Genomic DNA, 5,008 nt, shown 5'->3' on the forward strand with positions numbered 1-5,008 from the left:
AACCATCGCCGCGGCCCTGAATCGCATCACCGAGACTCAGGACAGGCTCCAGGCGGCGTTGCGCCGCCTGACCCAGGAGGGAGAAGGGGACGTCGCGGTGCCGTCCCGCTGGGCCTCTTCCCGGCCGCTTTGGCGAGATGGTGGGGCTGGTGGAGGATGCCTGCGGGTCCTTCCGGCATATCGGGCACCAGGCGGCCCAGGTCGCCGTTGCCGCCGGACAGGCCAGTACCGCGGTCGCGCAGGTCGCCGACGGCGCTGCCATCCAGACCGAGGATCTCGACCGGGTGGTGAATGCGGTTGGCCGGTCCGTCCGCGCCATCGCCGATGTCACCGACAGCACGCGCGCCGCGTCCGACATGGTGCGGGTCACCGCCGGCTTCGCCGACCGCGGCAAGGCGGAGATGGCGCGGCTGGTCCGCGTGTCCCAGACCATCGGCGACAACAGCCGTCGCATCGGCCGCATCACCGAAGCCATCACCCAGATCGCGGTGAAGACCAACATCCTGTCGGTCAATGCTTCCATCGAGGCTGCCCGAGCCGGCGAACAGGGCAAGGGCTTCGAGGTGGTCGCCGAGGAGGTCGGCAAGCTCGCCGACAATGCGGTGGAGAGCGCCCGCCAGATCGCCGAGATCGTCGAGGCCGCAGCGGCTCTGGCGGAGGAGGGGATGGCCGCGACGGCGGAGGTGGTCCATATGATGGATGGCATTGCCGAGCGGGTAGGTCAGATCGACCGGATGGTCCAGTCGGTGGCAGCCGCCATGGCCAACCAGCAGGACCATATCGTCGAGATCGAATCGAACGTCGGCAACATCCGCACCGTCGCCTCCAAGAATGCAGCGGCATCGGAGGAGATCACGGCGACCATGGTCCACCTCTCCCGGCTGGCCGACGACACGCGGCGGCTGGCCGAACGTTTCCGGGCATCGTGACCGCCGCCGGCGCTTCACCACAGCCGGGATCGGATGGACCGCTGTACGATCTGGTACGGCGGCTGCTGGACGATGTCAGACGCAAGGCCGGCATCCGCCATGATCGACCGCTGGAGCGCAAGCTGGCGCGCATCCTGGCGGCGATGCCGCTGGCGGTGCTGGAGGAGTGGGTGGCGCAGATCGAAGGGGCGCCGGCCGACAGCCCGGACTGGCTGAGCCTGATCGAGAATCTGACGATCCACGAAACCTATTTCTTTCGCGACCTGCCGCACCACGCCCATCTGCGCTGTCATCTGCTGCCTCGCCTGATCGCGGAGCGCAGCACCACACGGACGTTGCGGCTGTGGAGCGCCGGCTGCGCCACCGGGGAGGAGGCCTATGGCCTCGCCATCGTGACGCTGGAGGCGCTGGCCGATGCCGGGCAGGCGCGCCGCACCGCCAACGGAATGGAAACCGGCTGGACCGTCGAGATCCTCGGCACCGATCTCAGCCGCGTCGCTGTCAGGCAGGCCACCAATGCCTGTTATGGCGGGGAAGGGCTGGGGCCCTTCCGCGAGATGCCGGCGGAGTATGGCGGATGGTTCGTGCCGTTGGGGGCTGAAGCGCCATTGCATCGCCGGGTCCGTGACGACGCCCGCCGGATCGTGCGGTTCGCCCGCCACAATCTGATGGATGGGATGCCACCGAACGGCGCGCCGACCGGTGGCTTCGACCTCGTGTCCTGCCGCAACGTCATGATCTATTTCGACGATGTCAGCCGCGAACGGGCACTCTCCGTGCTGACCGCAGCGGTGGCGCCGGGTGGGTGGCTGGTGCTCGGCACCACCGACCGTCTGGACGATGCCTTCCGGTTCGAGCGCCATCGTGGCGACCGTGCGCTCGCTTACCGGCGGGGGCAGGCGGTGTCATGACACCCAGCGGATTCCTCACATTCGACATCGCCGGTACGCCCTTCGCCGTCGCAGCAGACCGGGTGGAGGAGGTTGCCGAGCCGACCGGCATCACCAGGCTGCCCTTTTCCCCACCCCAACTGGAGGGGCTGGCCAATGTCGCCGGTCGTATCCTGCCGGTGCTGGACGTCACCGGTTATCCGTCCCTGCGCCTGGCCTGGGTGGGCGGGCGGCGCGGCGGCCTGCTGATCGTGCTGCGCGCCGGAGACGGATTGCTGGCACTTCGCGCCGGCCGTATTGGCGGTACCCTGCCGGTCGAACGGGTGGTCCGGTCCGTGGCGGAGCCGGAGGACGAGGGTACGCCGGTGGCTGGCCGGCTGCGCCATGGCGACCGGTCTCTGCGTCTGCTCGACCCCGATCTGATGCGGCTGGGGCGAGGCTCTGCACTCGCCGTTCCGGGGGGCATGGATGCAGACGCGCTGACCGGCGGAGCCGCCGACCCGCCCGATCCATCGCGCGAGCGCGCCAGCATCCGCCTGCTGATGGTCGACGCCGCCGGCCGCCCCCAGGCGCTGGAGATGACCGATCTGTTGCTGGTCTTCCCGGTCGGCGAGCTGCGCCCGCTTCCCCATGCGCCAGCGTTGGTCCGTGGCGTGGCGCGGGTGCAGGAACGGTCGATTCTGGTCACCGACCCGCTGGGTGCGGGCGACCGTCCGGGAGGCCATGCGGTGGTCATGCGGACCCGCCGTGGACCGGTCGGCGTGCAGGTGGACAGCGTACGCGGGGTGGTGCGCGTGCCGCTGGACCGTTTGCGTGCCGGCGAGGCCGGAGCGCCGGCGCAATCGGTCGATTTCAATGGAGCTTGGCTCGACGTGAAGGGGGTGGTGCGCATGCTGGGCGATCGACTCGACGACATCGGCCGCTTCGTGCCGGACGGCGGGGATCCCGACGACGACATGGCGGACAGCCGCCTGCCGCGCCGGTTCTACCGCCGCTTCCTGACCCTGGTGGTCGAGGCGCGCGTTTTTGCGCTGGAGTTCGAGAGGGTCCGCCGCGTGGTCGAAATCGGCGATCGGCTGCGCCTGCCGAAGGGGACTGAGAGCTTCGACGGGCTGACCGATGTGGACGGCCGTATCCTGCCGGTCATCGATCTGCGCCGTCTGCTGGCGCGCGGAACCGTAGGCACGATTCCGGCTACGCCAGGCATTGCCATCCTGGTGGACATCGATGGCGGTACCGTCGCGGTGATCGCCGACGAAATCCAACGCATCCGCAAGATCGCCAGCGAGGACGTCGATCCGCTGTCCGACAGGTTGACTGCCGCCGTCATCCGCCTGGACCACGCCCTGATCCCGGTGCTGCGACCGGAGGGACTGACCGCCGCAGCGGGCGGAACCAAGGTTCTTTCCCTAGGGAAGGATGCGCCATGACCGATCCGCGCATCCGCCTGCTGGTGGTGGATGACAGCAGCTTTGTCCGCATCGCCCTGCGCAAGATGCTGGAGCCGGCATCGGACATCGAGATCGTCGGCGAGGCGCGCAACGGCGCCGAAGCGCTGCGCCTGTCGCGCAAGCTCAAGCCCCATGTGGTCGCCATGGATCTGAACATGCCGATCATGGACGGCATCGAATCTGTCCAGGCCATCGCCGCGGAAAAGGGGCCGCCCTGCATCATGGTCTCCAACGAAACATCGGACGGGGCGGCGGCCACCATCCGGGCGCTGGAGACCGGAGCGGTCGATTTCGTCTGCAAGAACAGCTCTTTCATCGCCTTCGACATGGCGTCCATCGAACGCCAGCTGACCGAGAAGGTGCGCCACTGGGGCCGCTGGCGCATGGCCCTGACCGGGGAATGCACCGCCGATCCCGGTCCGGCGGCCGTCAGCGCGCCGGCAGCCGAACCGCCCCGGCAGCCGCGTCCGCTCGGCCGCGGCCATCGCCCGGACCTCATCGTCGTCGGGGTGTCAACCGGCGGCCCGGTGGCGCTCGTGGAGCTGCTGGGCACGCTGGGACCGCTTCCCTGCCCGCTGGTGGTGGCGCAGCACATGCCGGCGAGCTTCACCGCCGGCTTCGCCGCCTCGCTCGCCCGCTCGCTCGGCCGGCCGGTGGTGGAGGGCGGCGACGGTGACGCGCTCGAATCCGGAACGGTCACCATCCTGCGCGGTGGCGGCGACTGGACGGTGCGCCGTGGTGGTTCCGGTCGCTTCACCCTGCATGCCGCCGACCCGGACGGCGCCCTCTACCACCCGTCGGCCGACCGCCTCTTCCGCAGCGCGGCCGAATCGGCTGAGTCGCCTGTTGCCGTCGTCCTGACCGGCATGGGCGACGACGGCAGCGCCGGCGCGGGCGCTTTCGCGGAGCGCCGTTTCCCCGTTCTGGTTCAGGATCCCGCAACCTGTGCTGTCGACGGCATGCCGAAGGCGGCAATCCGGGCCGGGGTCGCCACGGAGGTGTTGCCGGTTGCGTCGATCGCCCGCAAGCTGAACGCCCTCCTGGATCGGATCGCTTAAAATCGGATTCGATTTTAAGCGATCCGATCATCAAACAAAGCCTACACTTTCCTGACAGTCACACAGAAACCGAAAGCCGACAGGCGCTGCAAACATAGGAAATTATCACCCATGGCGAAGCCGACGATCCTGCTGGTCGATGACTCGGTGCTGATGCGCACCATCATCGGCGACATCGTGCGCGCGGACGACGAGCTGTCTCTCGTCGGCGCGGCCGAGAACGGCAAGGTGGCTCTGGATATGGTCAAGAGCCTGAAGCCCGACATCGTCCTGCTCGACATCGAGATGCCGGAAATGTCCGGGCTGGAGGTGATGGAGCATCTGTCGCTGATGTCGCGCGCCAAGGTCGTCATCATCTCCTCCGTCGCGCAGGTCGGCTCGCCCTAAGAGAACGAGGCCCGTGCCTTGGGCGCGGTGGAGATCATCGCCAAGCCCTCCGGCACCATGAGCCTCGACCTCGCCCATAAGAAGGGCCACGACATCGTCGCCGCCATCCGCCGTGCCGCTGGCCTGCCGCCGCCTGCCAAGCCCTGACTTTCCGGCGGGGCACCTCCACGCCGGGGCGGTGATGTGTGTGCGGTGATCGATGAGCGGTGACCCATGAGCAGCGAACTGATCGAAACCCTGTGGCGGCAGTTCGGCATCGAGGCTGCCGAGCATTTCGACCTGCTGAAAAGCTG

Annotated in this window: 6 protein-coding genes; all 6 read left to right on the forward strand. The window is 68.5% G+C overall.

What is annotated here, in order from left to right; genetic code table 11:
* Positions 1-137 precede the first annotated feature (137 nt).
* Entirely contained in the window at positions 138-929 is a 792-nt protein-coding gene (locus tag I71_RS04680) for a methyl-accepting chemotaxis protein (protein WP_083896971.1), read from the forward strand.
* Positions 926-1,840, forward strand: coding sequence for a protein-glutamate O-methyltransferase CheR (locus I71_RS04685; protein ID WP_244433632.1), 915 nt, complete (start codon positions 926-928; stop codon positions 1,838-1,840). Before I71_RS04680 ends, I71_RS04685 begins: the two co-directional genes overlap by 4 nt.
* The gene (locus tag I71_RS04690) at positions 1,837-3,249 is read left to right on the forward strand and encodes a chemotaxis protein CheW (RefSeq protein WP_042691324.1); all 1,413 of its coding nucleotides are present in this window, start codon (positions 1,837-1,839) and stop codon (positions 3,247-3,249) included. The genes I71_RS04685 and I71_RS04690 overlap by 4 nt, the downstream gene beginning before the upstream one ends.
* A complete protein-coding gene (gene cheB / locus I71_RS04695) occupies positions 3,246-4,328 on the forward strand; it encodes a chemotaxis-specific protein-glutamate methyltransferase CheB (protein WP_042691327.1) in 1,083 nt (360 codons plus the stop codon). The genes I71_RS04690 and cheB overlap by 4 nt, the downstream gene beginning before the upstream one ends.
* A 111-nt stretch (positions 4,329-4,439) precedes the next feature.
* Positions 4,440-4,715 carry a response regulator gene (locus I71_RS04700; RefSeq protein ID WP_244433633.1) on the forward strand — a complete coding sequence of 92 codons (276 nt, stop codon included), beginning with the start codon at positions 4,440-4,442 and terminating at the stop codon, positions 4,713-4,715.
* Between the two features lie 18 nt (positions 4,716-4,733).
* A complete protein-coding gene (locus I71_RS40495; RefSeq protein WP_280109849.1) occupies positions 4,734-4,862 on the forward strand; it encodes a hypothetical protein in 129 nt (42 codons plus the stop codon).
* Positions 4,863-5,008: the final 146 nt, after the last annotated feature.

The organism is Azospirillum sp. B506 (genome assembly GCF_000333595.1).
In the GTDB taxonomy this organism is placed as follows: domain Bacteria; phylum Pseudomonadota; class Alphaproteobacteria; order Azospirillales; family Azospirillaceae; genus Azospirillum.